This window comes from Pseudomonas sp. BAV 4579 (genome assembly GCF_009765395.1).
Taxonomy (GTDB): domain Bacteria; phylum Pseudomonadota; class Gammaproteobacteria; order Pseudomonadales; family Pseudomonadaceae; genus Chryseomonas; species Chryseomonas aestiva.
The window spans coordinates 99,976-126,442 of sequence record NZ_WHOV01000005.1 but is presented as its reverse complement, the minus strand read 5'-3'; the positions used below and the strand labels follow the sequence as shown (position 1 = coordinate 126,442).

Below are 26,467 nucleotides of genomic sequence, written 5' to 3'. Positions count from 1 at the left end.
ATCAGGCCGGGATGGACTTGATCTTCGGCATCCGCGCCCAGCAACGGTGCTTGGCGATGGCGGCGAAGAAGTCCTGCTGCACCGCCTTGAAGTCACCGCCGGTGAGCAGTGCCTCGTCAGGGCTCAGATAGACCGCCTTGAGCAGCTGTTCGGCTTCGCCGGTGAGGGCGATGGCCTTGAGGTGCTTGTAGGCTTCCAGTAGGTAGTGCTTGATCACGCCGTCGTCGAGCATGGCCTTGACGCTCTCGGCGCCACCCGGCACATAGACCGCATCCAGCGCCACCGAAGGCATGCCCTCGGCCGAGCCATCCACGGCCACTTCGCTGCCGTCGGCCGCCTTGACCGGGCCGGCGGTGGGGCCGAGCACCTTCACATGGGCACCTTCGGCCTTGAGCGCCTGCTTGATGGCCACCACTTCGCTGGCGATGACGCCGTCACCGACCAGTACCGCCACCTTGAAGCCCTTGATGTTGCCGGACAGCAGGTTGAGCTGGCTCAGCGCCGGCGACTTGTCGATGGACACCTTGCGCGGCTGTACGGTGGGTGCGGTGGGCGGGGTCACGCCGATCTTCTTGGCGACCTTCTGCGCCAGTTCCAGATCGATGTTGGCGAGGATCTCGTTGACCTGCCGCTCGCGGATCCACATCCGCTCGACCTTGCCCAGCTCGAAGCTGTAGGCATCGGCGACGTGGGACTGCTCGGCTTCCGACAGGCTGTTGTAGAACAGCGTGGCCTGGGAGAAATGGTCGCCGAAGGTCTCGCTGCGTTCGCGCACCTTGTGGCCGTCAATGCGCTCGTAGTAGCTCTCGTAGCCGCCATCCTGGGGCGCCGGCGGGGTTTCCTTGGGCCAGCCACCATCGATGGAGTTGGGCTCGTAGGAGGCGCGACCCTTGTCGATGGTCATGCGGTATTTGGCGTCGCGCTGGCCGTTGTGATTCGGCACTACAGGGCGGTTGACCGGCAATTCGTGGAAATTCGGTCCGCCGAGACGGCTGATCTGGGTATCGGTGTAGGAGAACAGCCGGCCCTGCAGCAGGGGGTCGTTGCTGAAATCGATGCCGGGTACGACATGGCCAGGGCAGAAGGCCACCTGCTCGGTCTCGGCGAAATAGTTGTCCGGATTGCGGTTGAGCACCAGCTTGCCCAGGGGCGTAATGGGCACCAGCTCCTCGGGGATGATCTTGGTGGCGTCGAGGATGTCCCAGTCGAACTTGTGCTCGTCTTCCTCGGGGATGATCTGCACGCCGAATTCCCACTCTGGATAGTCACCGGCCTCGATGGCTTCCCAGAGGTCGCGGCGGTGGGCATCGGTGTCCTTGCCGGCCAGTTTCTGGGCTTCGTCCCACACCAGGGAACGCACGCCACCGGCGGGTTTCAGGTGGATCTTGACGAAGACGCCCTTGCCGGCGGTGTTGATCATGCGGAAGGTGTGGATGCCGAAGCCCTGCATGCTGCGCAGGTTCACCGGGATGGCCCGGTCGGTCATGGTCCAGAGCACCATGTGCGCCGACTCCGGCACCAGGGAGACGAAGTCCCAGAAGGTGTCGTGGGCGCTGCCGCCGGTGGGGATCTCGTTGTGCGGCTCGGGCTTCACCGCATGGACGAAGTCGGGAAACTTGATGGCGTCCTGGATGAAGAAGACCGGCATGTTGTTGCCGACCATGTCCCAGTTGCCTTCCTCGGTATAGAACTTGATAGCGAAGCCACGCACGTCGCGCACGCTGTCACCGGAACCACGCGGGCCCTGCACGGTGGAGAAGCGCACGAACACTGGGGTCTGGTGATTGGGGTCGCGGAAGAGGGCGGCCTTGGTCAGGTCCGACCAGTCCTGGTAGGGCTGGAAGTAGCCATAGGCACCGGTGCCACGGGCATGGACGATGCGCTCCGGGATGCGCTCATGGTCGAAGTGAGTGATCTTCTCCCGCATGATGAAGTCTTCGAGCAGGGAAGGCCCGCGGGTGCCGGCGCGCAGCGAATTCTGGTTATCGGCGATCTTCACGCCGTGATTGGTACGCAGTGCCTGGCCGGTGGCATCGGAACGGAATTGCTCCAGTTGCTCGATTTTCTTCGAGGTGTTCTGGCGATCCTGGGTGTCGGTACCGGCGAGTTCACTCTTGGGGGGCGTAGCCATGGAAAGTCCTCATCAGGCGCCTGGAGGGCGCTCTTTGCGTCCCCTACGGAATGTGGGGCGAATTCAGGCAGTCCTCTAGTGACTCGCAGGCGAGAGCTGGTGTTCCGCCTGGCTGAGGCGAGGCGACGGGCTGTTCCCCCGGGAAGTTGCGACGCGAGGACTGGCCATATGCCTTTATTGGCGTAATACCCGACAACAAGTGCTAAGCAGATATAAGCGCGCGCGTTAAACTGCGCGGCTGGATACCCTCCTGTTGTCTGATGATTCACTCAAGGTTTTTCCATTGATCGAATTCCACGCTGTCCACAAGACGTACCGCACGCGCGGTCGCGAGGTCGCGGCGCTCCAGCCGGTCGACCTGAGGATCGAAGCCGGCGAGATCTTCGGCCTGATCGGCCATTCGGGTGCCGGCAAGAGCACCCTGCTGCGCCTGATCAACCGCCTCGAAGCTCCCAGTGGCGGTCGCCTGCAGGTCGATGGCGCCGAGGTCACCACCCTGGGCTCGACCGAGCTGCGCGATTTCCGCCGCCGCATCGGCATGATCTTCCAGCACTTCAATCTGCTTTCGTCCAAGACCGTGGCGGCCAACGTGGCCCTGCCACTGGAACTGGCCGGCGGCCGCTCGCGGGCGCAGATCGCCCAGCGGGTCGAGGAACTGCTGGCGCGGGTCGGCCTGTCCGACCAGGCGCGCAAGTACCCGGCGCAACTCTCCGGCGGCCAGAAGCAGCGCGTCGGCATCGCCCGCGCCCTGGCCACCGAGCCGAAGATCCTGCTCTGCGACGAGGCCACCAGCGCCCTCGATCCCCAGACCACCGCCCAGGTGCTGCAACTGCTCGCCGAACTCAATCGCGAGCTAGGCCTGACCATCGTGCTGATCACCCACGAGATGGACGTGATCCGCCGCGTCTGCGATCGCGTCGCCGTGCTCGATGGCGGCGCTGTGGTGGAGCAGGGCACCGTCGCCGATGTCTTCCTGCACCCGCAGCACCCCACCACCCGCCGCTTCGTGTTCGAGGCCGAGCATCAGGACGAGACCGAACTGGCCGACGCCTATGCCCACGTCGAAGGCCGCATCCTGCGGCTGACCTTCCGCGGCGAAGCCACCTATGCACCGCTGCTGGGCCACGTCGCCCGGGAGACCGGTGTGGACTACAGCATTCTCGGCGGGCGCATCGACCGCATCCGGGACGAGCCCTATGGCCAGCTCACCATCGCCCTGGTGGGCGGTGACCTGGACGCCGCCCTGGCTCGCTTCCAGGCCGCCGACGTCACCGTGGAGGTCCTGCGCTGATGGACGAACTCTTCAGCAACATCGACTGGGCCGAGATCTGGCAGGCGACCCAGGACACCCTGGCCATGCTTGGCTGGTCCATGCTCTTCACCCTGATCCTCGGCCTGCCGCTGGGCGTGCTGCTGTTTCTCACCAGCCGCCGCCAGTTGCTGGAACAGCCGCTGGTCTACGGCATCCTCTCCTTCGTGGTCAACGTGCTGCGCTCGGTGCCCTTCATCATCCTGCTGATCCTGATGATCCCCATCACGGTCTGGCTGATCGGCACCTCGCTGGGCGTCGAGGGCGCCATTCCGCCGCTGGTGGTGGGCGCCGCGCCCTTCTTCGCCCGGCTGGTGGAGACCGCCCTGCGCGAGGTCGACCGCGGCATCATCGAGGCGACCCAGGCCATGGGCGCCAGTCTCTGGCAGATCGTCACCCGCACCCTGTTGCCCGAGGCCCTGCCCGGGCTGATCGCGGCCACTACCGTCACCGCCATCGCCCTGGTGTCCTACACCGCCATGGCCGGGGTGATCGGCGGCGGCGGCCTCGGCGATCTGGCCATCCGTTTCGGTTACCAGCGCTTCCAGACCGACGTCATGGTGGTCACGGTGCTCTTGCTGCTGGTGCTGGTCCAGGTACTGCAGATGGTCGGCGATCGCCTCGTCGCCCATTTCAGTCGTCGTTGATTCAGGCCTCATCCACTCGAAGGTTTTGCACAAGGAAAATCCCCGATGTCGCTGAAACGTACCCTGCTGTCCCTGGCCTTCGGCCTGGGTGTCGCCACCGCCGCCCAGGCCGCCGAGACCCTGACCGTCGCGGTCAATCCGGTTCCCCATGCGGAGATCCTGGAATTCATCAAGCCGCAGCTGGCCAAGGAAGGCGTGGACCTCAAGATCAAGGTCTTCACCGACTACATCCAGCCCGATCGCCAGACCGATCAGAAGCAGGTGGATGCCAACTACTTCCAGACCAAGCCCTATTACGCCAGCTACCAGAAGAGCAATCCGAGCAGCGACCAGGTGCCGGTGGTGGCGGTGCACGTCGAGCCCTTCGGTGCCTACTCGCAGAAGATCAAGGACATCAAGGAACTCAAGGACGGCGCCACTGTGGCCATCCCCAACGATCCGAGCAACTCCGGTCGCGCGCTGCTGCTGATCGCCAAACAGGGCCTGATCACCCTGAAGGATCCGAGCAACGTCACCGCCACCCCGCGTGACGTCGTCGAGAATCCCAAGCACCTCAAGTTCAAGGAGCTGGAAGCCGCGACCCTGCCGCGGGTGCTGAATCAGGTCGACCTGGCGCTGATCAACGCCAACTACGCCCTGGAAGCCAAGCTGGTGCCGACCAAGGATGCCCTCTTCATCGAGAGCGGCGAGTCGCCCTACGCCAACCTGCTCTACACCCGCGCCGACAAGGCCAATGACCCGGCCATCCAGAAGCTGGCCAAGGCCCTGACCACCCCCGAGGTGAAGCAATTCATCGAGAAGAAGTACCAGGGCGCCGTCGTTCCCGCCTTCTGAGCCTTAGCTCCACCGCCGTCGACGCCCGCAGAGGCGCCGACGGTTCCACCCCGCTTTAGGAAACTGCCATGAAGAAATTGCTCGCCACCGCCGCCCTGCTGGCCGCCAGCCTGACCTCCCACGCCGCCGAGACCCTCAGCGTCGCCGCCACCCCGGTGCCCCACGCCGAGATCCTCGAATTCGTCAAACCCCAGCTGGCCAAGGAAGGGGTGGACCTGCAGATCAAGGTCTTCACCGACTACGTGCAGCCCAACCTGCAGGTGGCCCAGAAGCGCCTGGACGCCAATTTCTTCCAGCACCAGCCCTACCTGGATGAATTCAACAAGAGCCGTGGCACCGACCTGGTGACCGTCGCCCAGGTGCACGTCGAGCCCTTCGGCATCTACTCGCAGAAGATCAAGAAGCTCGACGAAGTCCGCGAAGGCGCCGTCGTGGCCATCCCCAGCGACGCCACCAACGGCGGCCGCGCCCTACTGCTGCTGGAGAAGGCCGGGCTGATCAAGCTCAAGGACAGCGCCAACATCCTCGCCACGCCCAAGGACATCGCCGAGAATCCCAAGCAGCTCAAGTTCAAGGAGCTGGAAGCCGCGACCCTGCCGCGGGTGCTGAACCAGGTTGACCTGGCGCTGATCAACACCAACTACGCCCTGGAAGCCAAGCTCAATCCGACCCAGGACGCCCTGCTGCTGGAAGGCAAGGAATCGCCCTACGCCAACATCCTGGTCGCCCGCCCGGACAACAAGGACAGCGACGCCGTGCAGAAGCTGGCCAAGGCGCTGAACACCCCGGCGGTGAAGCAGTTCATCGAAGAGAAGTACCAGGGTGCCGTGGTGCCGGCGTTCTAAGGACTGCCTGAGCCAAAAAACGCCGGCCCAGTGCCGGCGTTTTTTATGGGGCTCAGCGGCGTTTCAGGGGTATGACGCCCATTCCCAGACCAAAGGGCCGAAAGACCGCCTGCAGCGTCGCCAGGGTGGGATTGCCTTCGTCCTGCTCCAATTGTCGTAGGGTGCGCAGCGAGATACGGGCCATGCGCGCGAAGTCGGTCTGGGTAAGGCCAGTGACCTCGCGGCGCAGGCGCCGGACACCGGCGCCCAGGCTCAGGCGTCCACTCTGCAATCCCTCACGGATATCATCCAGCGTACGTTGCCGCCGTTCCTGATCGTCAAGACTCATAGCAGCCCTGCCTCGCGCAGATGGCTATCCAGGCGCCGCAGCGGAATTTGCGGATGCTCCCAGGTAGTCTGCGGCAATACCGGTTGCAGTAGGTCCGGCAGGGCACGGAGCACCTCGGCGCTCTTCTTGAGGGCATCCCACAGCCGTTCCGGATCGTCCCATTCGGCCAGTAGCCGACAGGCTGCATGCCAATCGACAACGCCGGCCTGTTCGACGGGCATGGGCCATTTGCTGGTTCGAGTGATGCCTTGTTCGTCCATAACCATGGGGGCGAGGTCGTACAGGGGGGCCAGACGAACACCACGCTCATCGCGCAGGATGGCGGTGTTGCGACCGTGGTTGTCACTGTTGCCCAGCAGTTGATTGAGCAGGTCACGCCGCAGGTAATCATCCAGCAGCGCCGGTATCCCCTGGTCCTGGTTGGCTGCGCGCCAAACCCTGGTCAGGGCACCGATGGCGTCAAGATGATTCAGATAGCTACCGGGTACCAGGGTGTGAGTCAGGGAATAGAGGGATTCAACGGCCAGACGCTCCACCCCTCGGGGGCTGGTGCAGCGGTCGAGGCGTGGCATCCAGAGGCTGGGACGTCGGCCTTCTTCCAGGGCGAGTCCGCTGGCGGAAACAGTCTCCAGTCCTAGGGCGTTCAGGGCTTGATAGTAGCAGTGCTCGCTGCGCAGGATGTCCTGGTCGGTGGCGCTGGCTCTGTTGCGTGGGAATTTCACCAGCCAATGTCGGCAGGCCAGGTCATCGGGCAGGGTGGCATCCGGATGGAGCAAGCCCTGAGGATCTTCCGCCAGCAGCAGCTTGGGTGCATCGCCACCCGCGCCGGTTGCACCGCCGATGGCGGCACCTTGCTCATAGGCATATTCCAGAAAGCCCTGATCGCGAGCGACGACCTGTTCACGGGTAAAGCCCACGGAGAGTGTCTGCGCAGGCTCATCTAGCGACTCACGAATTCGCAGATGGCCGATGGGCGCCGGCGTGCAGCGGGATAACAGCTGAAAGTCGGTCTGAGCAGCTTGCTCTGCGCTCAGTCCGAGGCGAGGGAGCAGAAAACGGCGAGCGGCGCCGGCCGGGAGAATGTCATGGAGAAACGCCGGCCAATGGGGCAGGCGCTCGACCTCCCAGCTCAAAGGCAGGTTAGCGCTCACTGCGGCAGCCGTAGGCGTGCCGAAATCGTCGAGATGATCGCTCAGGTAGGCAGCCAGATAGCTGAGGGTGCAGGCGCCCTGTTGGGCGCCTTGCCTGGGATCATCGAAAACCAGGCGCAAGGCATCCCGCCAATGCCCGGTCAGATAGGTTTGAACCACCAGCGTACTCACGGGCGACCTCCGGCAATATACTGCCGGCAAGTATCGGCTCTTGACGTATTATCGGCAATGTAATGCCGCAAAACAGTTCTAAGTGATGAATATAGGCATTAAATTGCCTATTTGACCGTAACCGGCATGCTGCCCCGGCGGCTGACGATCACCAGCAGCACGGCGGCGCCGACGGCCATCAGCAGCGGCACGGCATGGCCGGTGAGCCACTGGCTAGCGGCGCCGGTGACCAGCGGACCGATCAGGCAGCCGAGTCCCCAGAGCTGGGCGATGCAGGCATTGGCGCTGACCAGTTCGGCATCGCGATAGCGTTCGCCCACCAGGATCAGCGCCAGGGTGAAGAGACCGCCGGCGGTGGCGCCGAACAGCACCAGCAGCGGCCAGACGCCCGGGGTGTGCAGCAGCAGTGGCAGTGCCAGGCTGACCGCCAGCAGGCCCAGGGTGCAGCCGAGAAACAGGCCCTGGCGCGAGAGGCGGTCGGCGAGCAGGCCCAGCGGCAGTTGCAGCAGGGCATCGCCCACCACCACGGCGCTGACCATGTACAAGGCCAGCTGCTGGCCGAAGCCCTGGTTGAGGGCATAGACCGGCAGCAGGGTGAGGATCATCGCCTCGAAGCAGGCGAACAGCGCCACCGCCCAGGCGATGGCCGGAGCGCCGCGGCAGAAGTCCAGCAGCGCCCGCCAGGCCGCGGTATGGCCGCCGGCCGCTGGCGCGCCCCGGCGACCGAGCAGCAGGGTGGCGCCGCCGAGCATGAGCAGGGCGCCGAGCCAGAAGCCCTGGTCGCCTTCGGTCCCCAGCACCCCCAGCAGCAACGGACCGGCCAGCTGGCTCAGGGCGTAGCTGCTGCCATAGAGCGCCACCAGGCGGCCGCGCCAGCGATCGGTGATGACCTGGTTCATCCAGCTTTCACCGAGCACGAAGATCAGCGTGAGGATGGCGCCCAGGGCCAGGCGCAGCAGCAGCCACAGCAGATAGCTGGGCAGCAGCGACAGCAGGATCAGCGAGGCGGCGCCCGTCACCAGGCACAGCTGCATCAGCCGCGGTGTGCCGACTCGCGCGGCCAGGCGTCCGGCCAGGCTGGCGCCGGTGAGGATGCCGAGGGCCGGCGAGGCGGCCATGACGCCGATGGCGAAGCTGCCATAGCCCCAGCCCTCCAGCCGCAGCGAGACCAGCGGCATCGACAGGCCGATGGCCAGGCCGACGCTGATGACGCTGCCCAGCACGGCGAAATAGATGGCCCAGGGCATGGGCGCTGACGAGGAATTCATGGGCGCAGCCTAGCTGATGGAGACAGGGGGTGGACAGTCGCCAGGCGCAACCAGGGCGCTCTGGGTATCAGTCGGGCTCCGGCACGGTTGGCCTTTGCCAGGCTTTCGCGTAGCGTGCGCGCTACCTGAAGCCGGTTGGGAGATAACAGAACATGCGGAAATGGCAGTGCATCGTGTGCGGCTATATCTATGACGAAGCCCTGGGCTGGCCTGACGACGGCATCGAGCCGGGGACGCGCTGGGAGGATGTGCCCGAGGATTGGCTGTGCCCGGATTGCGGCGTGGGCAAGGGCGACTTCGAGATGATCGCCATCGGCTGATCGCCCCGCTCCGCGTCCTCCACGCGGACACAAAAAAGGCATCGCAGAGGCGATGCCTTTTGGCTGCAGCGGCGATCCGTGCCGCCTCATGTTCAGCCTTCGATGCTGTCCTTCAGGGCCTTGCCGGGCTTGAACGCCACCGTGTTGCTCGCACGAATCTTGACCGGCTCGCCAGTCTGGGGATTCTTCCCCATGCGGGCACCGCGGTGACGCGGCAGGAAGGTGCCGAAGCCGACCAGGGTAACGCTGTCCTTGCGGTGCAGCGCATTCGCGATCTCGTCCAACAGCGTGTTGAGCACGACGTTGGCCTGTTCCTTTGGAAGTCCGACTTTTTCAGCGATCACCGTCGCCAATTCAGGCTTGCGCATAGCTACCTCTCGTGGGGTCATTTTTAGCCGTGTGGGCGTCGCATGGCTTTCCTGGCAAAGCGATTACCCCCGAGATAGAGGGTGGCCCGACACAAAGATCGTTGGTGCGACAAAAGTCGAACCAGATAGCGTTATAAGGCAAACCCGAGAAGAGCGAAAGTTAATTAGCAGACTATTAGCCATTGGTAGGATGACCGACGCCAACTTGGACAATTATCAGTCAAATCCAGCGCTTTTTGTGGACAGAATGTCCACTTTATGGAGTGGCCTTTGCATGTCATTAGGACGCCGCGAGGCTCTGGCAAGCCAGTATCGCGATCAGCGATCATGCGGCGGTCCGGCCTTCCGTTGGCGGACCCCAGTGCTGGCTGAAGCGTGGCGGAGCACCCCCTGGCTGCTCCGCCACCTGGATCAGGCCGGTGCCTGGGTCGGCATGACCGGCTGACCCGCCGGGGCCTGGCCTTCCAGGCGCCGCTCCAGGGCCTTGGGCTCGATCACCAGGCGCATGCCATTGCTGGCCTGGGTCCGGCCCCAGTCTTCCAGCAGTTCCATGCAGGCGTGATCGATATAGGAGACGCGCTCCAGGGGTACGTGCAGGGTGGTGCCCGGCTTGACCTGCTCCAGCACCTTGGTCAGCTGGGGTACGCGCAGGAAGGTCGCGGCGCCCACCAGGCGCAGATCGGCCTGGTCCGGCTGGTCTTCGCGATAGCTCAGGCTCACCTTGAGCTGCGCCGCCTTGACCGCCAGGAAGGCGATCGACAGGCCAAAGCCCACCAGCACTCCGGTCAGCAGATCGGTGGCGACGATCATCAGGGCGGTCAGGGCGTAGATGACCATGGGCGTCCGCCCATAGCGCTTGAGCCCGGTCAACGACTTGGGATCGGCCAGCTTGACGCCGGTGAACACCAGCACGCCGGCCAGGCTCGCCACCGGCACCAGCTTGAGCACGAAGGGTAGGGCGGCGACGAAGGCGAGCAGCCAGAGGCCATGCAGGATGGCGGAGGCGCGACTGGTGGCGCCGGCCTGGACATTGGCCGAGCTGCGCACGATGACCCCGGTCATGGGCAGCGCGCCGACGGCGCCGCAGAGCAGATTGCCGATCCCCTGGGCACCCAGTTCGCGGTCGAAGTGCGAGCGCGGCCCGTTGTGCATGCGGTCCACGGCGGCGGCCGAGAGCAGGGTTTCGGCGCTGGCGATGAAGGCCAGGGCGAGGGCGGCCACCACCAGCTCGGCATTGGCCAGCATGCCGAGGTCGGCGAAGGTCACCCAGTCGATGGCGTCGGCCAGGTTGTTGGGCACTTCCACCCGGCGGATGTCCAGCGCCAGCCAGAGACTGGCCAGGGTCGCCAGGGTCACGCCGATCAGGGCGCCGGGCAGGAAGCGCAGCGTCTGCGGGCGGAATTTCTCCCACAGCCACATGCAGGCGATGGTCAGCAGCCCGATCAGCGCCGCCTGGGCGCCGCTGCCACTGCCGTTCCACTGGCCCGCCGCGGTGAGGGCGGCGCCCGGGAAGGCCAGCAGGTTGGAAAGCCCCGAGGCCGCCGGTTTGGCGTCCAGCATCACGTGCAGTTGCGAGAGCACGATGAGGATGCCGATGCCGGCGAGCATGCCGTAGACCACCGCCGGTGAGGTGACGCGGAACCAGGCGCCCAGCCGGGTGAAGCCGGCGATGAGTTGCAGCAGGCCGGCGAGCAGCAGTACCGGGCCCAGCGCCTCGATGCCATGGCGGTTGATCAGATCGAACACCAGCACCACCAGGCCGGCGGCCGGACCGCTGACCTGCAGCGGCGAGCCGGCAAGAAAGCCGACCACCAGGCCACCGATGATGCCGGTGATGATGCCCTTGGCCGGCGGCATGCCGGAGGCGATGGCGATCCCCATGCACAGCGGCAGGGCGACCAGAAACACTACCAGTGAGGCCAGGGCGTCGCGCGACAGGTTGCGCCCCGGGGTCTGTTGATTGCCAAGCATGGTCCTGGTCCTCCAGCGACTAGGAAAAAGGGTGCCCGCGCGTCATATCACGTCATATGACACGGTTCGGGATTCAGGCGGCTAGCGGCTAGGGTGGGCGATCCCGATTGGAGCCCCAGGTGGGATCGTCCGGCGCAGTGCGCTGTTATGGCGAGGGGCCGAGCGACCCTTCTCGGGACGGCCAGCCGGCGAACCGGCTGGCCGCGGTGGATCAGGCCGGTTGCAGGCGCGGACGCGGGGTGGCGACCGGCATGTTTTCGCCATCTAGCGGCAGGAAGCGCTCCTGCTGGGCGTCGTACGCCTTGATCTCGCTAGTTTCGATGGAATAGACCCAGCCATGGATCTGCAGCTGACCGCTGGCCAGACGCGACGCCACCGAGGGGTGAGTACGCAGGTGGACCAGTTGGGCCACCACGTTTTCCTCGGTGAGGAAGCCCAGGGTGCCGCCGTGGCCGCAGTCGCAATGGCCATGGTCTTCGACCACGGTACGGGCGACCTCGGCATGGCGCAGCCAGACCTTTACCGTCGGCATCTTTTCCAGCGGATCGGGATTGAGTACGGCTTTCATGGCGCCGCAGTCGGAGTGGCCGCAGATGATGATGTGCTTCACGCCCAGCGCCACGACCGCGTACTCGATGGCGGTGGAGACGCCGCCGTTCATCTGGCCATAGGGGGGCACCACGTTGCCGACGTTACGGGTCACGAACAGATCGCCTGGCGAACTCTGGGTGATCAGTTCCGGGACGATGCGCGAGTCGGCGCAGGTGATGAACATGGCCTTGGGCGACTGCGCACTGGCGAGCTTCTTGAACAGCGCTTCCTGTTCGGGGAAGACATCCTGGCGGAAACGCTTGAAACCATCGACCAGCTGCAGGAGGGCCTCGTCGGGTGCGCCGAAGGTATCCGTATTGTCGCTCATCTGTTTCTGACCTCTTCTCAAGTACGCAATGGCAGCGGCAAGCGCTGGTTAGTGGCTAGACGCCCCCTGGCATCGCCTCGATACGCCCCGGCCCTCTAGGGTGCTGGTGGCTTCATTGTCTGGCGGTCCATCGCGTATTCGGGCGGCGTCCTGGTACCCGGTCACTCAGTGTGGTGACCACAACCTTAATCCACGCTGAAACAATAGCTCGTGACAGACAACGCAGAAGATATTTCAAACTTATACTGAGATCATCCAGCCATTATCGCTGCACGATCAGCGCTTTTACCCCTTTTATCGACACGAAGCCGGAATATAGGCGCCGAATCGCGGTTTTCCCCGTGAAGAAAACGTGAATTGCGATAGCCGAGAAGATTTTCTTGGCGATCAGTGGCTTGCGAGAGATGTGCAAAAATGTGAACGCAATGCCGCTGGGGAAACCGAGCGTCTTTCGCCCACTTTACCTCCGGCCTGTGATCTGCGGCACAGTGCCGCGGCCTAGACCTTTCGCCAGCCTTTCAATAGCTCCGATGCCCTATAGGACAAGGGTTTGCGGCCTTTGCTCGACAGGGGTGGAGAAATCCGGTCCGACAACGGACCTCAGGATTTGCACGGTGCGGTCGATAGCGGGTGCTTTCCAGGCTCAACGGAAACTCTCCATGTCCTTTCGCAATCTCTCCATCGCGCGGCGTGCCACCCTTGGTTTCGCCTTTATCGGTCTGCTCCTGCTGCTGCTCGGCGGCACCGCCCTGGTCAAGATGAACGACATCCGCGCCTCCGGCCTGGCCATCGAAGACCGCGCCATGCCGCGCGTGGCCGCGCTCGACGAACTGACCGCCCTGACCCTGCGCCTGCGGGTGCTGTCCTATCGCCTGCTGCTCAATCGCGAGCCGGAGATCATCGCCAAGACCCAGGCGCTGTTCCAGCAGCGCAACGGCCAGATGCGCGCCGCCCAGCAGCGCTACGAGGCGCTGATCCAGTCCGACGAAGAACGCACCGCCTACAGCCGCTACGGTCAGTTGATCGCCCAGTACGACGGTCTGCAACAGCGCATGCTGGCGTTTTCCGCCGCCGATCAGCTGGAGCCCCTGCGTCGCCTGCTCAACGAAGACCTGCTGGCCAACTCCGATGCGGTCAATGGCGTGCTCAAGCAACTCACCGACCTGGTGGATCAGCAGACCGCCGCGGCCAACGCCCAGTCCGCTGCCGACTATAGCCATGCCATCCAGTGGCTGGTGCTGCTGCTGGCGGCCACCGCGCTGCTGACCGTGGTCTTCGCCTGGCTGCTGATCCGCAGCATCACCCAGCCCATCGCCCGCGCCGTGCAGGCCGCCGAGGTGATCGCCACCGGCGACCTCAGCCAGGAGATCCATAGCGAAGGCCGCGACGAGGCCGCGCGCCTGCTGCAGGCCATGAAAACCATGCAGGGCCAGCTGCGTCAGACCCTGCAGGGCATCCTCGGCTCGGCCACCCAGCTCGCTTCGGCGGCGGAAGAACTCAATGCCGTGACCGATGAATCCAGTCGCGGCCTGCAACGCCAGAACGCCGAGATCGAACAGGCCGCCACCGCGGTGAACCAGATGTCGTCGGCGGTGGACGAGGTGGCGCGCAATGCCGTCAATACCTCCCAGGCCTCCCAGGAGTCGGCCGGCGTGGCCCGTGACGGCCGCGACCTGGTGCAGGAAACCGTGGGCGCCATCGCCACCATGAGCGACGACGTCCAGCATGGCGCCACCCTGGTGGGCGATCTGGCGGTCCAGGTCAACGACATCGGCAAGGTGCTCGACGTGATCCGCAGCGTCGCCGAGCAGACCAATCTGCTGGCGCTCAATGCCGCCATCGAGGCGGCGCGCGCCGGTGAAGCGGGTCGCGGCTTCGCCGTGGTGGCCGACGAGGTGCGGGCTCTGGCCCATCGCACCCAGGAGTCGACCCGCGAGATCGAGACCTCCATCGGCACCATCCAGCAGGGCACCGAGCAGGCGGTCGCGGCCATGCGCAGCAGCACCGTGCGGGCCCAGTCGACCCTGGAAGTGGCGCGCGGCGCCGGCCATGCCCTGGAGCGCATCCATGGCGCCATCGGCGGCATCAACGAGCGCAATCTGGTGATCGCCAGCGCGGCGGAAGAGCAGGCCCAGGTGGCCCGCGAAGTGGATCGCAACCTGGTGAACATCCGCGAGTTGTCGGTCCAGACCGCCGCGGGTGCCGAGCAGTCCAGCGCCGCCAGCGCCGAGCTGTCGCGCCTGGCCGTGGACCTCAATGGCCTGGTCACGCGCTTCCGCCTGTGAGCCAGGCGGGTCCGGCCGCTGCGGTGGCCGGACGCTGCGGCCCTAGCCGGGGCCGAGCAGTTGCAGCACGCCGGTCAGCAGCACCAGCAGACCCAGGGGCGAGGCGAGAAGGGACAGCAGCAGGCACCTCAGGCGAGGGCCGCGCGGGGTAGGGCAGGTCGTCATGACGTCAGGCAGCTCCGTGGCGAGAACGGGCGCCACGCCTGGCGCCCGGGGCGAATTTTCCCCTGTAGCGGCGGCGACGTCGTGCCAAGAAAACGTAAAGTTGGGTAAAGCCGCGGCTACCCCGGGACGCCTGTTCCCGGGTAGCCGCCTGGCGGGTCAGACGCGGAAGCGTGCCGCCAGGCCGTGGATCTCGCGGGTCAGTGCGACCAGCTGGCGACTGGAGGTCTCGATCTGGTCGGCGCCGCGCTTGGACACGCTCGCCAGTTCGCGGATGTTGATCAGGTTGCGATCCACCTCCCGCGCCACCTGGGCCTGTTCCTCGGCGGCGCTGGCGATGACCAGGTTGCGCTCGTTGATGTCGCCGATGGCGACGAAGATGTGCTCCAGGCTCTGGCCGGTCCGCTCGGTGGTTTCCAGGGTGGTGCCAGCCAGGGTGTTGCTGCGCTGGATGGCGGTCACCGCCTGACCGGTGCCGGTCTGGATGTTGCCGATCATCTGCTCGATCTCCAGGGTCGACTGGCGGGTGCGCTGGGCCAGGCTGCGCACCTCGTCGGCCACCACGGCGAAGCCACGGCCGGCGTCGCCGGCACGCGCCGCTTCGATGGCGGCGTTGAGCGCCAGCAGGTTGGTCTGCTCGGAGACCGCGCGGATCACGTCCAGCACCTTGCCGATCTGGTTGGCCTGCTGCGCCAGGTTGGCGATCACGGCTTCGCTTTCGTTGACCGTGGTCTGCATGCTCTGCAATTCGCTGAGCACCTGGGCCACCTGGCCGCGACTGCCCGTGGCCAGGCGATCGGATTCGCGGGCGGTATCCGAGGTGGAGGCGGCATTGCGGGCCACCTCTTCCACGGCGGTGGTCATCTCGGTCACCGCCGTCACGGCCTGTTCCAGTTCCTGTTGTTGCTGATTCAGGGTGCGGTTGCTCTGGGCCGTCACCTCGCCCAGTTCCTGGGCGGCGCTGTCGAGTTGCTCGGCGGTGCGATTGAGCTGGGCCAGGGTGTCGCGCTGGCGGCTCTGCAGGGTGGCGAGGCCGGCGAACAGCTGGCCGATCTCGTCATGGCTGCGCACCTCGATACGGCGGGTCAGATCGCCTTCGCTCATGGCGGCGAAGTGCTCGCCGGCTTCGTTGAGCGGGGCCAGCACCCGGCGGGCGATGAACCAGCCGGAGAGCACCGCCAGCAGCAGGGTCAGGCCGACCAGTAACAGGGTGCGTATCTCGGCTTGCAAGACGCGACTCTCAGAGGCGGCCAGGGTGGCGTCGATGCGGCTGGTGATCTCGTCGGTGAAGGCCTGGCGGGTGTCGGCGAAGGCCGTGCTGGCCCCCTTGGCCCCGTCGCTGATACGGATGTAGCCGGGCAGGTCGCCGGCGCGGCAGGCGGCGATCTGTCCCTCGACGATGACCTTGTAGGCGTCGAAGGCCTTGAGCATGGCCTCGATCTGGCCACTCAGCTTGGGATCGCTGACGTTGGCCTGCATGTCGGTGATCAGTTTGCGGGCGATGTCCAACCGCTCCAGCGCCAGCTTCACGCCTTTCTCGGCCTTGGCCGCATCGCCGTTGACCCGGTCGAGCATGGCGGTATGGGAGTTGGCGCTGGCGCGGCTGATCCAGGTGGCGGCGTTGTTGACCTTGTCCAACTGGTCCATGGTCAGACTATCCAGGTCGCGGATCTGCTGGGCGCTGGTCCGGGCGTTGAGCCACCCATAGAGGCACGCCAGCAGCAGGCAGGCGACGAACAGGCTGAGCACGCTGTACATACCGGTACGGATTTTTGTTGTTTTTTTCATGATGGACTCTCTGACGACGTCGCTGGCAGGGGTGCGCAATACGACTTTGGTAAGGCTTTTCGTCAGCAGTACGCCAAAGGCGCGAGTAGGCGTCGATGGCCTGGAGCCAGTCGGTATCAGTTAAGCGCCGAAGAGTCGTCGGATGTCTTCGGAGGGGCAGGCAGGGGCGGGCCCAGCGAATGCCGGGCCCGGAGGGATCAGGACAGCGGGGTGAACTGGATGACCTCGACCCAGTAGCCATCGGGGTCCTTGATGAAGGCGATTTCCTTCATGCTGCCGTCGGTCAGGCGCTTCTGGAAGGCTACGCCCAGCTGCTCGAAGCGCTCGCAGGCGGCGCGGATGTCCGGGACCGCCACGCAGGTGTGGCCGAAGCCGCGCGGATCGCTGTTGCCATTGTGGTAGCTGAAGCCGGCATCGTCTTCGGTACCGTGGTTGTGGGTCAGTTCGAGAATGCCCGGGGTGGACTTGCGCCAGCGCTGGCGGGCCTGCGGATCTTCCGGCACTTGGTTGCGATCGACCAGGGCAAGGAAGGTCAGGCTGAACTTGGCGTCCGGGAAGTCCTTGTGATCGACCACGGTGAAACCCAGCACGCGGGTGTAGAAGTCCAGCGAAGTTTCCAGGTTCTTGACCCGCAGCATGGTGTGGTTGAAGACGAATTCGCGGGTGGCGGCGTCGGGCTGGGCGGTCACGCCCGGCAGGTTGTCGAATTGGCTCAGCGACATCAGAAGTCTCCGGTGAAGGGGTGTGGAAGTTGGAGAGGCGGCCCCGCGCAACGTTCCCGTGGGGAAGGGCACCTGGGCGGTCGCTCACGAAAAGGGCGGGAAGTCTAAAGGCTTCCAGCGCCACTGCCCAAGGCGTCCGGACGCTACGCCGTGCGACGAATGGTCGAAACCACCCGGCTAGAGCCGTAGTCGGATTTTACAAGCGCACTGCCTGTGCGATCCCAAGGAGACTGATATGAGCAGCACCAGCGACAAGATCAAGGGTACCGCCAAAGAAGTGGCCGGCAAGGTCAAGCAAGGCGTCGGCGAAGCCACCGACAACTCGCGCATGAAAGGCGAGGGTCGTGCCCAGGAAGCCGAAGGCAAACTGCAAAAGAACGTCGGCAAGGGCAAGGAAGCGGTCAAGAACACCATCGACCGCGCCTGAGTCCAGGCTGTATGGAAAAGGCCGCCTCAGGGCGGCCTTTTCTTTTGCCCGTCAGGCCGGATCCAGCTCCGGATAATGGCGGAAGATGCCGTTCTCGCTGAAGGCCAGGCGGCGCGGCGAGGCCAGGTAGGCGGCGATGTTGGGTAGCGCGGCCACCCGCTCGGCCACGGCCAGTACCCGGGGGATCTCCGGCGCCAGGCGCCGCATGGCGTTGGGGAAGGCATAGGTCAGGCCGGCCACCACCTGGCACAGTGACAGGTCGACATAGGAGCGACGCTCGCCCACCAGCCAGCTGTCGCCTGCCGGGTTGAAGCCCAGTACCCGCTCGAAGTAGCTCAAATAGGTACGGATCCGTTCCCCGGCAAAGGCCTTGGCCCGGCGCCGGGCTTCGTCCTGCTGCTCTTCGTAGGTCAGGGCGATGGCCACCGGATGATGGACATCGTGGGCCTCGGCGGTGAGGTCGGTGATGGTCAGCTGCAGGCCGTGGACCCAGAAGCGGGATTCTTCATCGGCCGGTACCAGGTCCAGCCGTGGCCCGAGGAACTGGAGGATGTTAGCGACATGGGAGACGACCTCGTCGCCGGCCTTGAGAAAGGGCGGGGCGAAGGGCGGCCGACGGGTCTTCTGGCCTTGCAGGTAGTCCTCCATGGCGGGTACGCCCAGGCCTTCGTTTTCCGGGGCATTGCCGACATCGAGATAGCGTGCACCGGCCTCTTCGAGCGCCAGGCGGACGAATTCGCCGCGGCCCTGGATGCTGGGCCAGTAGTGCAGTTCATAACGCATGGAAACCTCCGTCGTCTGCTGGGAATACGGGTCCAGGAAAGCTGACCCCTGGTCCGCCGCGGAGGTTTGCCCACCGCGCGGCTTTCACGACGAAGCGCACAACCAATTCCCGTCGCTGAGACTCCTATCAACCAGCGGCTCGCGATAAGGACAGTGGGATGACAGGCAACAGCAGGCGGACGGTTCCATGCGCATAGGCATTCTCACCCACGTGAAACACCCGGTACGCCAGCCCTTCGCCGGTGGTCTCGAAGCCTTCACCTACGACATCACCCTGCAACTGCGCGAACGTGGCCACGCGGTGACGCTGTTCGCCAGTTCGGCCTCGGCGCCGGAGCTGGAGGTGGTGCCCATCCTCGACGACGGCAACTACGGCGCGGACGGCTGTCGGCGCAAGCGCAACGTGCTCAGCTCCGAGTACCTCGACGAGCACCACGGCTATCTCGACTGCATGCAGCGCATCGATGGCCATGGCTTCGACGTCATCTTCAACAACGCCCTGCACTATGTGCCGGTGACCATGTCCGGGCTGATCCGCACGCCCATGCTCACGGTGTTGCACACCCCGCCGTTCTTCGAGCTGATCAACGCCATCGGCGAATTGCACAGGCGCGGTGGCGGCCATTACTGCACCGTCTCCCAGGCCAATGCCGACAACTGGGCGCACCTGGCGCCGGCCTGCCACGTGATTCCCAATGGCATCGACCTCGACGCCTGGCGCCCGCGCGCTACGCCGATCGGCGACCATGCCCTCTGGTTCGGCCGCCTGGTGCCGGACAAGGGGCCGCACCTGGCGCTGGATGCCGCGCGCGAGGCTGGCGTACCCCTGCGCCTGGCCGGCCAGGCCACCGACGAGCGCTATTTCCGCCAGGAGATCGCGCCGCGCCTGGGTGACGGGGTCGTTTATCTGGGCCACCTGGACCGTACCGCCCTGGTCGCCGAAGTCGCCCAGGCCCGCGCCTGCATGGTCACGCCCTGCTGGGACGAACCCTTCGGCCTGATCGTCGCCGAGGCCCTGGCCTGCGGCACGCCGGTCGCGGCCTTTGCCCGCGGTGCCCTGCCGGAACTGCTCACTGCCGAGACCGGCGCCCTGGCCCCGCCGGGCGATGTGCCGGCGCTGGCGGCGGCCCTGCGCGAAGCCCTGTCGCTATCCCGCGACGCCTGCCGGGCGCGGGCCGAGGCGCAGTGGAGCCATCGGCTGATGATCGACCGCTATGAGCGCCTGCTCGCCGATATCGCCGCCGGCCGGGTGGCCCGTGGCTGAGCTGAATATTGGCTATTACGCCCACCATCATGGCGCTGGCCACGTGACCCGCGCCCTGGCCATCGCCGCTGCTTTCGAAGGCCCTTTGACCCTGTTCGGCAGTCGCCTGCCCGAGCAGGTGGCGCTGCCCCACGTCCGGCTCTGCCCGCTGCCGCCCGACGTGGCTCCTGGCGTCGAAGGCGCAGCCTTCGCCTGCCTGCACTATGCGCCGCTGGGCGTGGCAGGGTTGCGCGAGCGCATGGGCCTGCTGGTGGACTGGTTCCGCCGCGCCTGGCCCTGCCTGCTGGTGGTCGACGTCTCGGTGGAGGTGGCGCTGCTGGCCCGGCTGTGCGGCGTGCCGACGATCTACCTGCGCCAGCGCGGCAGTCGCTTCGATGCCGCCCACGAGCTGGCCTACGCCAGTGCCAGTCGCCTGCTGGCGCCCTATCCGCAATGCCTGGAAGAGCCCGCCACCCCGGCTTCCTGGCGGGCCAAGACCTGCTATGCCGGCAGCCTGTCGCGCTATGCCGGGCCGCTACCCGACCGCCTCCGCGAGCCCGGCACGGTCACCGTCATCGCCGGCCATGGCGGCACCGCCTTCGGTCGCGCGCGGCTGGTCGCGGCGGCTCGGGCCTGTCCCGACTGGCACTGGACGGTGCTGGGTCCGGTGCTGGACGACGCCACCGAGGTGCCGGCCAATCTGAGCTTCCTGGGCAGCGTCGCCGATCCCGCACCCTGGCTGACTCGCGCCGAACTGGTGGTCGGCTCGGCGGGTGACAGCCTGGTGGCGGAACTGGCCGATCTGCGCTGCCGCTTCCTCTGCCTGCCGGATGCCCGGCCCTTCGACGAACAACTGTCCACCGGGCGCCTGCTGGCCGCCCAGGGCCTGGCGATCACCAGCGAAAGCTGGCCCGCCGACGACGCCTGGCCGGAATTGCTGGTCAGGACCCGCAAGCTCGATCCCGAGGTCTGGATGGCAGTAAGCGACGGCGCGGGTGCCCGGCGCGCCGCCGCCTGTATCCGGCAGGTCGCCCAGGAGGTGCTGGCTTGATCGTCCTGACCCTGGTCCATGGCCGCGAGCGGCAACTGGCCAATCTCATCCGTGGGCTGGAATTGGCACCGACGCCTCCGGCGGCCCTGGTGGTGGTGCAGATGAACGAGCCGCCGCGTGCCCTGCACAGCCCAGGCTTTCCGATTCAGGTGCTTGGCGTGGCAGGCGATGGCATCCTGCCCCTGGCCGCCGCGCGCAATGCCGCCGTAGCCGCCGCACCAGGCGAGGACCTGGTGTTTCTCGACGTGGACTGCATACCCGCGCCCGGCTTGCTCGATGCCTATCGCCAGGCGCTGACCGCGCGCCCCGAAGCCCTGCACCAAGGCTTCGTCCACTACCTGCCGGCCGGCATCGCGGAAGGCGACTGGACGCCGGAGGCGCTGCTCGCCAGCGGTGTCGTCCATCCCCTGCACCGGGAGCGTCCGCCGGGCGAGGCGATTCCCCATCCGCTGTTCTGGTCGCTCAACTTCGCCTGTACCCGCGCCACCTTCGGTCGCATCGGTGGCTTCGACGAGGGGTATCGCGGCTATGGCGGCGAGGACACCGATTTCGCCTTTCGCGCCCGCGAGGCGGGGGTATCCGTCTACCAGACCGAGGCGCGCGCCTTCCATCAGTACCATCCGACCTATCACCCACCGCTCAATCATTTCGCCAGCATCCTGGAGAACGCCCGGCGCTTCCAGGCCCGCTGGGGGCTCTGGCCCATGGATGGCTGGCTGCGCAAATTCGCCGCTGCCGGCTTCATCCGTTTCGATGAAAGCCGCGGGATAGAGGAACTCAGGACCCCCACGGCCGCCGAGATCGCCGCCTGCCGGGATGCCTCGGGTTCCGGCTTCTGACGTCAGGGCGCAACCAACCCGGCTGCTGCCACTCTGAAGGTAGGGCGGACCTGCAAAGCCGCCGGGCGCGGGCCGGGCAGGTCCGCCCCAGGAATCCTTCGTGAGGAACGTTCGTCAGGAGCCGTCATGTCCTTGTTTGCCTTCAGCCTGCGCGGCGTTTCGCCGTTCACCCTCATCAAGCGTGCCGTCCAGGAATTCGTGGCCGACGACATGCCCACCTATGCAGCGGCTCTGGCCTACCAGATGCTGTTTTCGCTGTTTCCCTTTCTGCTGTTCCTGATCGCCCTGATCGGCTTCCTGCATCTGCCGGACTTCTTCACCTTCCTGCGCGAACAGGCCGCCTATCTGCTGCCGCCCACCGCCCTGGATACGGTCAATCCCATCATCGACCAGTTGCAGACGCAGAAGGGCGGGCTGCTGTCCTTCAGTATCATCATCGCCCTCTGGTCCGCGTCCGGTGGCTTCCGCTCGCTGATGACCGCCATGAACAGCGCCTATGACGTGGTGGAAAGTCGTCCGGCCTGGAAGCGCATTCCGCTGTCGGTGCTGCACACCATCGGTCTCGCCGGGCTGCTGCTCAGCGCCGCCGCGCTCATGGTGCTGGGCCCTCAGGTAATGAACTGGCTGGCCGCCTATGTAGGGCTGGAAGACTACATGGTGACCCTCTGGGCGCTGATCCGCTGGCCGCTGGCGGTGTTCCTGCTGATGATCGCCGTGGCGGTGCTCTACTACGTCACCCCGGACGTGAAGCAGAGCTTCCGCTTCATCACCCCTGGCTCGGTACTGGCGGTGGTGGTCTGGATCCTGGCGTCCCTGGGCTTTGGCTACTATGTGCAGAACTTCGCCAACTACAACGCCACCTACGGCAGCATCGGCGCCATCATCGTGCTGTTGCTGTACTTCTATCTGTCTTCAGCGGTGCTGCTGTTCGGCGCGGAGATCAATGCGGTGATCGAGCACCACAGCGAAGACGGCAAGGAGAAGGGCGAGAAGACGCCAGGCGACGGGGGCGTGGAAGCCGACGAAGAGCTTCAGGCGGCCCAGGAAGAAGGTGTGCTGGGAGAAGCGCGGGTGGTGCAACGACCGAACGGTCGGGCTTGAAGGTGTAGGGTGGATAACGGCACTGCCTTATCCACCGCTCACCAGCGACCTTGGTTGTGGAAAACGCCAAGCGGTTTTCCACGCTCGGGGTCTGGGCTTTCGGACTATCGCGGCCGTGGCGGTCCGCCGATGCGGCCGCTCCTACGGCTACATCGAGCCTGTAGGAGCAACGGTCTTATCGCAGCCATGGACCGTAGGTTGGGCTGAGACGGCTTCATCATCGAAGCCCAACAGTGCCGCCACTCCGCGGTCAGGCCTGTTGGGCTTCGCTACGCTCAACCCAACCTACGGCGTCTCATGGCTGCGATCGAAGCAGGACGAAATGCCTTACTTCGCCTTGCCCTGATTGGCCACCGCGGCCATCTTGGCGGCGACCTCGTCCGGATCGGCCAGGTAGTAGTGCTTTGTGGGCTTGAGATTCTCGTCGAACTCGTACACCAGCGGTACGCCGTTGGGGATGTTGAGGCTGACGATGTCGCTGTCGGAGATGTTGTCCAGGTACTTGATCAGGGCACGCATGGAGTTGCCATGGGCGACCACCAGCACGCGCTGGCCACTGCGGATGGCCGGAGCCAGGACTTCGTTCCAGTAGGGCAGGACGCGCTCGACGCAATCCTTGAGGCATTCGGTGCGCGGCACCTGGTCCAGCGACAGACCGGCATAGCGCGGGTCGGCGGCCAGCGCCTGTTGCTCCTCGACGCTCTGCTCGGGCGGCGGCACGTCGTAGCTGCGGCGCCAGACCAGTACCTGCTCTTCGCCGTACTTGGCCGCGGTCTCGGACTTGTTGAGGCCGGTCAGGCCACCATAGTGACGCTCATTGAGGCGCCAGTCGCTCACCACCGGCAGCCACATCTGGTCCATGCCTTCCTGCACGTGCCAGAGGGTCCGCACGGCGCGCTTGAGCACCGAGACATGGGCCACGTCGAAGAGGAAGCCAGCGTCCTTGAGTGCCTGACCGCCCTCGTGGGCCTCGCGGACCCCCTGTTCGGTCAGATCCACATCCGCCCAGCCACTGAAGCGGTTTTCCAGGTTCCACGCCGACTGGCCATGGCGGATGAATACGACTTGCGACATGCGACCTCCATCTTGGGATTCATTGTTTGGCTCACGCCTACGCGAAGCTGTGCCAAACATACCGCAGATGGAGGCTGCCGGCATGGGCATCACGGAAACCGTGATGCGTCCGGCACTCGTGTGGCGCTTCAGGCCACCAGGGCGCGACGGGTACGTTCGATGACGCGTTCCAGCCCGGCCGCAGCGTTGTACTGCTCGGGATAGAGGCGCTCGCTGCGACAGGCGACACCGCGCTCGTCGACCACGGTGAAGCTGAAACCGCCCTTGCGCGAAGCCGGGGTGGTGATGCATTGAAACGGTGCAAAGGCCGCTTGAAGGTGTTGCATGGCCGCGATGGCCTGATTTTGAATGTTCATCTGTCTATCCTTGGGACCCACGCTCAGTCGGCGCGGTGAAATAACTCCAGCAACCTCGTACCCATAACGGCCGACGGCTGAATCTCTGGCTGGAGGAAGGCAGCGTGTGGGTAAGATGCCCAGGCATGCAGGTAAGTACTTGGGAAGGCAGGCAACCGGCCGGGCACGAGATTCAGAGGCCAGGGCGGCAGATCCTGAGCAATCGAGGGATCGGTTTGATCTGGGTGACGCTTGTTTCGCGCTGCTACATCGAGCGGAAAGGCGTCCAGCGATTGGGGTCAGCTTGGTACTAACCCGATCAAGCTAGCAGGATCGATGCCAACCGTGCAAGCCCGTCGGTCGGCGACGGGCTTGATGGTCACTAGCGCTCGACGAGCTGCATCCAGGCGGCGGGATAGCGCGTACCGGCCACCTGTTCCGGGGTGAACAGTCGGTCAAGTTCGGCGCTTTCGGCTGCGCTCAACTGCACCTCGAGCGCCGCGAGATTTTCCAGTAGATAACCGCGTCGCCGGGTGCCCGGGATGGGCACGATGTCCTCGCCCTGGGCCAGCACCCAGGCCAGGGCCACCTGGCCCGCAGTCACGCCCTTGGCCTCGGCCAGCGCCCGTACCCGCTCCACCAGTGCCAGATTGCGCTGGAAATTCTCGCCCTGGAAGCGCGGACTCAGGCGGCGATAGTCATCCACGGCGAAATCCTCCGGTGATTTCAGGGCGCCGGTGAGAAAACCGCGGCCGAGCGGGCTGTAGGCCACCAGGGCGACTCCCAGTTCGCGGCAGGTGGCGAGCACGCCGTGTTCCTGGGGATCGCGTGACCAGAGCGAAAACTCGCTCTGCAGGGCCGCGATGGGATGGACCCGCTGGGCGCGGATCAGGGTCGCGCTGGAGGCCTCGCTGAGCCCCAGGTAGCGCACCTTGCCGGCCTGCACCAGCTCGGCCATGGCGCCTACCGTCTCTTCGATCGGCACCTCGGGATCGACCCGGTGCTGGTAGTAGAGGTCGAGATGCTCGACGCCCAGCCGCCGCAGGCTCCCCTCCACCGCCTGACGCACGTAGTCGGGCCGGCCATTCACCCCACGGGTATTGGGATCTTCGCTGCGCACCAGGCCGAACTTGCTGGCCAGGAATACCTGCTCGCGGCGTCCGCGCAGTACTCGGCCCAGCAGTTCCTCGTTGTGGTGGGGACCATAGGCATCGGCGGTATCCAGCAGGGTCACGCCACGTTCCAGGGCCAGGTCCAGGGTCGCCAGGGCCTCGCTCTCGTCGGTGGCGCCATAGAACTCGCTCATGCCCATGCAGCCCAGCCCCATAGCGGATACCTGCGGGCCATTGCGGCCCAGTTGTCGTTGCAGCATGACGTTCGCTCCTTTCGTGAAAGACCAGGCCAGTCTCGCTATTGAGGGGAGGTGAACAAAGCTGCTATCAAGACAGGCAGTATTCGATGGGGTTGAAGAATCTTGGACCGATTGGCAGCCATGCGCGGCTTCGTACGGATCGTCGAGCGCCGCTCCTTCAGCCGTGCCGCCGCCGATCTTGGTCTGTCACCCGCAATGGCGACCCTGCTGGTGCAGCAGCTGGAAGCCCACCTGGGCGTGACGCTGCTGCATCGCACCACCCGCAGGGTCAGCCCGACCCTGGACGGCGCCGCCTACTACGAGCGCTGCGTCGGCTGGCTGGCCGAACTGGACGATATCGAGGGCGCCTTCAGCCAGCGGCGGCGTCAACCGCGCGGTCGGCTGCGCATCGACCTGCCGAGCAGTCTGGGGCGGGTACTGGTGATGCCTTCTCTGCCGAATTTCTGTCAGCGCTATCCAGACCTGGAATTGGTGATCAGCGCCGACGATCGGCCGGTAGACGTGATCGGCGAGGGCATCGATTGCGTGCTGCGCGGTGGCCCGGTGCACGACGAGGGTTTGGCGGTGCAGGCGCTGGGCGCGCTGGTGCAGATCACCTGCGCTAGTCCGGACTATCTCGAGCGACAGGGCATGCCCGAAGACCTGGACGACCTCAGCGGGCACCAGTTGGTGCACTACCGCTCGCTGCGCAGTGGCCGCCGGCTGCCCTTCGAATTCTGCCAGACGGGCGAGATTCGGAGGCTGGAGTCAGGCGGACGCATGGCGGTCAGCGGCGCCGATCTCTATGTTGGCGCGGCCTTGGCCGGACTCGGGCTGATCCAGGCACCGCTGTATCATCTCGCCGCGCACCTGGCGGCAGGGCGCCTGTGCGAGGTGCTGCCCGACCAGCCACCGCCGGACTTGCCGCTGGCGGCGGTCTACCCCCTGGCCAGCCAGACCTCGCCGCGGGTACGCGCCTGGGTCGAGTGGCTGCAGGAGGTGTTCGCCGCCGTGGATCCGGCCTGGCTGCGCCGCTGAAGCGAA

At 65.6% G+C, this 26,467-nt stretch carries 26 protein-coding genes and 1 pseudogene; 13 read left to right on the top strand and 14 right to left on the bottom strand.

The annotated features are described in order from the left end of the window. Position 1 precedes the first annotated feature (1 nt). Entirely contained in the window at positions 2-2,131 is a 2,130-nt protein-coding gene (gene katE, locus GSQ95_RS02580) for a catalase HPII (RefSeq protein WP_158889636.1), read from the bottom strand. Between the two features lie 283 nt (positions 2,132-2,414). Between katE and GSQ95_RS02575 the strand changes: the two genes are divergently transcribed. The 4 genes from GSQ95_RS02575 (at position 2,415) to GSQ95_RS02560 (ending at position 5,766) form a co-directional block, all read left to right on the top strand. After that, complete coding sequence (locus GSQ95_RS02575) at positions 2,415-3,422, top strand: methionine ABC transporter ATP-binding protein (RefSeq protein WP_158889638.1); 1,008 nt, start codon at positions 2,415-2,417, stop codon at positions 3,420-3,422. Continuing rightward, positions 3,422-4,087, top strand: coding sequence for a methionine ABC transporter permease (locus GSQ95_RS02570; RefSeq protein ID WP_017639302.1), 666 nt, complete (start codon positions 3,422-3,424; stop codon positions 4,085-4,087). Before GSQ95_RS02575 ends, GSQ95_RS02570 begins: the two co-directional genes overlap by 1 nt. 51 nt (positions 4,088-4,138) lie before the next feature. After that, positions 4,139-4,921, top strand: coding sequence for a MetQ/NlpA family ABC transporter substrate-binding protein (locus GSQ95_RS02565; RefSeq protein WP_371913873.1), 783 nt, complete (start codon positions 4,139-4,141; stop codon positions 4,919-4,921). A 68-nt stretch (positions 4,922-4,989) separates the two neighbouring features. Beyond that, positions 4,990-5,766 carry a MetQ/NlpA family ABC transporter substrate-binding protein gene (locus GSQ95_RS02560; RefSeq protein WP_158889640.1) on the top strand — a complete coding sequence of 259 codons (777 nt, stop codon included), beginning with the start codon at positions 4,990-4,992 and terminating at the stop codon, positions 5,764-5,766. A 52-nt stretch (positions 5,767-5,818) separates the two neighbouring features. Here GSQ95_RS02560 and GSQ95_RS02555 read toward each other — a convergent pair whose 3' ends face one another. From GSQ95_RS02555 to GSQ95_RS02545, 3 genes are all read right to left on the bottom strand, one after another. Next, on the bottom strand, positions 5,819-6,094 hold the full coding sequence (locus GSQ95_RS02555; protein ID WP_158889642.1) for a helix-turn-helix domain-containing protein: 276 nt from the start codon (positions 6,092-6,094) through the stop codon (positions 5,819-5,821). After that, on the bottom strand, positions 6,091-7,416 hold the full coding sequence (locus GSQ95_RS02550; protein ID WP_158889644.1) for a type II toxin-antitoxin system HipA family toxin: 1,326 nt from the start codon (positions 7,414-7,416) through the stop codon (positions 6,091-6,093). Before GSQ95_RS02550 ends, GSQ95_RS02555 begins: the two co-directional genes overlap by 4 nt. A gap of 107 nt (positions 7,417-7,523) precedes the next feature. Continuing rightward, a complete protein-coding gene (locus tag GSQ95_RS02545; RefSeq protein WP_158889792.1) occupies positions 7,524-8,663 on the bottom strand; it encodes an MFS transporter in 1,140 nt (379 codons plus the stop codon). 173 nt (positions 8,664-8,836) lie between these two features. Here GSQ95_RS02545 and GSQ95_RS02540 point away from each other — a divergent pair, with 173 nt between their 5' ends. Continuing rightward, entirely contained in the window at positions 8,837-9,004 is a 168-nt protein-coding gene (locus tag GSQ95_RS02540) for a rubredoxin (RefSeq protein WP_158889645.1), read from the top strand. A 92-nt stretch (positions 9,005-9,096) separates the two neighbouring features. Here the strand turns inward: GSQ95_RS02540 and GSQ95_RS02535 are convergent, their stop codons facing one another. From GSQ95_RS02535 to GSQ95_RS02525, 3 genes are all read right to left on the bottom strand, one after another. After that, positions 9,097-9,372, bottom strand: coding sequence for an HU family DNA-binding protein (locus GSQ95_RS02535; protein ID WP_017639309.1), 276 nt, complete (start codon positions 9,370-9,372; stop codon positions 9,097-9,099). Positions 9,373-9,783: 411 nt separating this feature from the next. After that, on the bottom strand, positions 9,784-11,343 hold the full coding sequence (locus tag GSQ95_RS02530) for a SulP family inorganic anion transporter (RefSeq protein WP_158889646.1): 1,560 nt from the start codon (positions 11,341-11,343) through the stop codon (positions 9,784-9,786). A gap of 211 nt (positions 11,344-11,554) precedes the next feature. After that, a complete protein-coding gene (locus tag GSQ95_RS02525; RefSeq protein WP_133860378.1) occupies positions 11,555-12,262 on the bottom strand; it encodes a carbonic anhydrase in 708 nt (235 codons plus the stop codon). A gap of 404 nt (positions 12,263-12,666) precedes the next feature. Between GSQ95_RS02525 and GSQ95_RS26990 the strand changes: the two are divergent. Then, positions 12,667-13,692 (top strand): annotated as a pseudogene (locus GSQ95_RS26990) (MCP four helix bundle domain-containing protein); the annotation flags it as partial. Beyond that, complete coding sequence (locus GSQ95_RS26985; RefSeq protein ID WP_372241629.1) at positions 13,675-14,547, top strand: methyl-accepting chemotaxis protein; 873 nt, start codon at positions 13,675-13,677, stop codon at positions 14,545-14,547. The pseudogene GSQ95_RS26990 and the gene GSQ95_RS26985, both read left to right, overlap by 18 nt. 42 nt (positions 14,548-14,589) lie before the next feature. Here the strand turns inward: GSQ95_RS26985 and GSQ95_RS26375 are convergent, their stop codons facing one another. The 3 genes from GSQ95_RS26375 to gloA form a co-directional block, all read right to left on the bottom strand. Next, on the bottom strand, positions 14,590-14,712 hold the full coding sequence (locus tag GSQ95_RS26375; protein WP_256664454.1) for a hypothetical protein: 123 nt from the start codon (positions 14,710-14,712) through the stop codon (positions 14,590-14,592). A 156-nt stretch (positions 14,713-14,868) separates the two neighbouring features. Beyond that, positions 14,869-16,497: a methyl-accepting chemotaxis protein gene (locus tag GSQ95_RS02515; RefSeq protein ID WP_158889648.1), complete on the bottom strand. Its 1,629-nt coding sequence runs from the start codon at positions 16,495-16,497 to the stop codon at positions 14,869-14,871. A 197-nt stretch (positions 16,498-16,694) separates the two neighbouring features. Further along, on the bottom strand, positions 16,695-17,219 hold the full coding sequence (gene gloA, locus GSQ95_RS02510) for a lactoylglutathione lyase (RefSeq protein WP_158889649.1): 525 nt from the start codon (positions 17,217-17,219) through the stop codon (positions 16,695-16,697). 235 nt (positions 17,220-17,454) lie between these two features. Here gloA and GSQ95_RS02505 point away from each other — a divergent pair, with 235 nt between their 5' ends. Continuing rightward, positions 17,455-17,646, top strand: coding sequence for a CsbD family protein (locus tag GSQ95_RS02505; RefSeq protein ID WP_007161448.1), 192 nt, complete (start codon positions 17,455-17,457; stop codon positions 17,644-17,646). 51 nt (positions 17,647-17,697) lie between these two features. On the opposite strand, the gene GSQ95_RS02500 is transcribed toward GSQ95_RS02505, so the two are convergent. Next, positions 17,698-18,429, bottom strand: a complete 732-nt coding sequence (locus GSQ95_RS02500; RefSeq protein WP_158889650.1) for a glutathione S-transferase — start codon at positions 18,427-18,429, stop codon at positions 17,698-17,700. A gap of 187 nt (positions 18,430-18,616) precedes the next feature. Between GSQ95_RS02500 and GSQ95_RS02495 the strand changes: the two genes are divergently transcribed. The 4 genes from GSQ95_RS02495 to GSQ95_RS02480 all read left to right on the top strand — a co-directional run bounded on the left by GSQ95_RS02495 (position 18,617) and on the right by GSQ95_RS02480 (position 22,663). Next, a complete protein-coding gene (locus GSQ95_RS02495; protein WP_158889651.1) occupies positions 18,617-19,693 on the top strand; it encodes a glycosyltransferase in 1,077 nt (358 codons plus the stop codon). Beyond that, a complete protein-coding gene (locus GSQ95_RS02490; RefSeq protein ID WP_256664453.1) occupies positions 19,686-20,723 on the top strand; it encodes a hypothetical protein in 1,038 nt (345 codons plus the stop codon). The genes GSQ95_RS02495 and GSQ95_RS02490 overlap by 8 nt, the downstream gene beginning before the upstream one ends. Beyond that, a complete protein-coding gene (locus GSQ95_RS02485; RefSeq protein ID WP_158889653.1) occupies positions 20,720-21,562 on the top strand; it encodes a glycosyltransferase family 2 protein in 843 nt (280 codons plus the stop codon). The genes GSQ95_RS02490 and GSQ95_RS02485 overlap by 4 nt, the downstream gene beginning before the upstream one ends. 126 nt (positions 21,563-21,688) lie before the next feature. Further along, positions 21,689-22,663, top strand: a complete 975-nt coding sequence (locus tag GSQ95_RS02480; protein ID WP_158889654.1) for a YihY/virulence factor BrkB family protein — start codon at positions 21,689-21,691, stop codon at positions 22,661-22,663. Positions 22,664-22,990: 327 nt separating this feature from the next. Here GSQ95_RS02480 and gpmA read toward each other — a convergent pair whose 3' ends face one another. From gpmA to GSQ95_RS02465, 3 genes are all read right to left on the bottom strand, one after another. Further along, positions 22,991-23,737, bottom strand: a complete 747-nt coding sequence (gene gpmA / locus GSQ95_RS02475) for a 2,3-diphosphoglycerate-dependent phosphoglycerate mutase (protein ID WP_158889655.1) — start codon at positions 23,735-23,737, stop codon at positions 22,991-22,993. Positions 23,738-23,865: 128 nt separating this feature from the next. Then, positions 23,866-24,093 carry a hypothetical protein gene (locus GSQ95_RS02470; RefSeq protein WP_059316634.1) on the bottom strand — a complete coding sequence of 76 codons (228 nt, stop codon included), beginning with the start codon at positions 24,091-24,093 and terminating at the stop codon, positions 23,866-23,868. Positions 24,094-24,454: 361 nt separating this feature from the next. Further along, on the bottom strand, positions 24,455-25,444 hold the full coding sequence (locus GSQ95_RS02465; protein ID WP_158889656.1) for an aldo/keto reductase: 990 nt from the start codon (positions 25,442-25,444) through the stop codon (positions 24,455-24,457). A 102-nt stretch (positions 25,445-25,546) separates the two neighbouring features. Here GSQ95_RS02465 and GSQ95_RS02460 point away from each other — a divergent pair, with 102 nt between their 5' ends. Further along, complete coding sequence (locus tag GSQ95_RS02460; RefSeq protein WP_178118355.1) at positions 25,547-26,461, top strand: LysR family transcriptional regulator; 915 nt, start codon at positions 25,547-25,549, stop codon at positions 26,459-26,461. The last annotated feature ends 6 nt before the right edge of the window (positions 26,462-26,467 follow it).

What these genes read in the sequence shown, in the direction of transcription:
- katE (WP_158889636.1), bottom strand. Translation starts at nt 2,131, where the DNA reads ATGGCTACGCCCCCCAAGAGTGAACTCGCCGGTACCGACACCCAGGAT.
- GSQ95_RS02570 (WP_017639302.1), top strand. Translation starts at nt 3,422, where the DNA reads ATGGACGAACTCTTCAGCAACATCGACTGGGCCGAGATCTGGCAGGCG.
- GSQ95_RS02560 (WP_158889640.1), top strand. Translation starts at nt 4,990, where the DNA reads ATGAAGAAATTGCTCGCCACCGCCGCCCTGCTGGCCGCCAGCCTGACC.
- GSQ95_RS02555 (WP_158889642.1), bottom strand. Translation starts at nt 6,094, where the DNA reads ATGAGTCTTGACGATCAGGAACGGCGGCAACGTACGCTGGATGATATC.
- GSQ95_RS02545 (WP_158889792.1), bottom strand. Translation starts at nt 8,663, where the DNA reads ATGCCCTGGGCCATCTATTTCGCCGTGCTGGGCAGCGTCATCAGCGTC.
- GSQ95_RS02540 (WP_158889645.1), top strand. Translation starts at nt 8,837, where the DNA reads ATGCGGAAATGGCAGTGCATCGTGTGCGGCTATATCTATGACGAAGCC.
- GSQ95_RS02535 (WP_017639309.1), bottom strand. Translation starts at nt 9,372, where the DNA reads ATGCGCAAGCCTGAATTGGCGACGGTGATCGCTGAAAAAGTCGGACTT.
- GSQ95_RS02530 (WP_158889646.1), bottom strand. Translation starts at nt 11,343, where the DNA reads ATGCTTGGCAATCAACAGACCCCGGGGCGCAACCTGTCGCGCGACGCC.
- GSQ95_RS02525 (WP_133860378.1), bottom strand. Translation starts at nt 12,262, where the DNA reads ATGAGCGACAATACGGATACCTTCGGCGCACCCGACGAGGCCCTCCTG.
- GSQ95_RS26985 (WP_372241629.1), top strand. Translation starts at nt 13,675, where the DNA reads ATGAAAACCATGCAGGGCCAGCTGCGTCAGACCCTGCAGGGCATCCTC.
- GSQ95_RS26375 (WP_256664454.1), bottom strand. Translation starts at nt 14,712, where the DNA reads ATGACGACCTGCCCTACCCCGCGCGGCCCTCGCCTGAGGTGCCTGCTG.
- GSQ95_RS02515 (WP_158889648.1), bottom strand. Translation starts at nt 16,497, where the DNA reads ATGAAAAAAACAACAAAAATCCGTACCGGTATGTACAGCGTGCTCAGC.
- gloA (WP_158889649.1), bottom strand. Translation starts at nt 17,219, where the DNA reads ATGTCGCTGAGCCAATTCGACAACCTGCCGGGCGTGACCGCCCAGCCC.
- GSQ95_RS02505 (WP_007161448.1), top strand. Translation starts at nt 17,455, where the DNA reads ATGAGCAGCACCAGCGACAAGATCAAGGGTACCGCCAAAGAAGTGGCC.
- GSQ95_RS02500 (WP_158889650.1), bottom strand. Translation starts at nt 18,429, where the DNA reads ATGCGTTATGAACTGCACTACTGGCCCAGCATCCAGGGCCGCGGCGAA.
- GSQ95_RS02495 (WP_158889651.1), top strand. Translation starts at nt 18,617, where the DNA reads ATGCGCATAGGCATTCTCACCCACGTGAAACACCCGGTACGCCAGCCC.
- GSQ95_RS02480 (WP_158889654.1), top strand. Translation starts at nt 21,689, where the DNA reads ATGTCCTTGTTTGCCTTCAGCCTGCGCGGCGTTTCGCCGTTCACCCTC.
- gpmA (WP_158889655.1), bottom strand. Translation starts at nt 23,737, where the DNA reads ATGTCGCAAGTCGTATTCATCCGCCATGGCCAGTCGGCGTGGAACCTG.
- GSQ95_RS02470 (WP_059316634.1), bottom strand. Translation starts at nt 24,093, where the DNA reads ATGAACATTCAAAATCAGGCCATCGCGGCCATGCAACACCTTCAAGCG.
- GSQ95_RS02465 (WP_158889656.1), bottom strand. Translation starts at nt 25,444, where the DNA reads ATGCTGCAACGACAACTGGGCCGCAATGGCCCGCAGGTATCCGCTATG.